The organism is Ralstonia sp. VS2407, assembly GCF_052950655.1.
Genome location: NZ_JBRFVG010000273.1, coordinates 1 through 463, shown reverse-complemented (window position 1 = coordinate 463; position 463 = coordinate 1). Strand labels below are relative to the sequence as shown.

The 463-nt window shown below is 39.5% G+C and carries 2 protein-coding genes; both read left to right on the top strand.

Going from position 1 to position 463, the window contains the following annotated elements:
• Nucleotides 1-117, top strand: a 117-nt coding sequence (locus ACU8YE_RS25015; protein ID WP_446930244.1) for a DNA-directed RNA polymerase subunit alpha C-terminal domain-containing protein, incomplete at its 5' end; no start/stop codon positions are given.
• 73 nt (nt 118-190) lie between these two features.
• A partial coding sequence (rplQ, locus tag ACU8YE_RS25010; protein WP_446930242.1) for a 50S ribosomal protein L17 occupies nt 191-463 on the top strand: 273 nt, incomplete at its 3' end.

The window sequence follows — 463 nt, the reverse complement described above, 5'->3', positions numbered from 1 at the left end:
CTTACAAACAAATCTGAACCAGAAATGATCAAAGTACGTAATTTAGGTCGTAAATCTCTTGAAGAAGTAAAACTTAAATTGCATGATCTAGGGTTAGGATTACGTAAGGACGATTAAGACTTTTACGAAGTTTCCAGTCCTGCTTAACAGCAGTGGCGCGTGAGAACAGAAACGAAGGAGGGAACCCAACGTGAGTTACCGTAAATTAGGACGCACATCAAGCCAACGTAAAGCTATGCTACGCGATATTACAACTGATTTAATCATCAACGAACGCATCGTAACTACTGAAGCTCGTGCGAAAGAAGTACGTTCAACTGTAGAAAAAATGATTACTTTAGGTAAACGTGGAGATCTTCATGCACGTCGTCAAGCAGCTACTTTCGTTCGTAATGAAGTTGCTAGTGTTCGTGAAGAAGATGAGTCTATCGTTGTTGAATCAGCTTTACAAAAGCTATTTAAC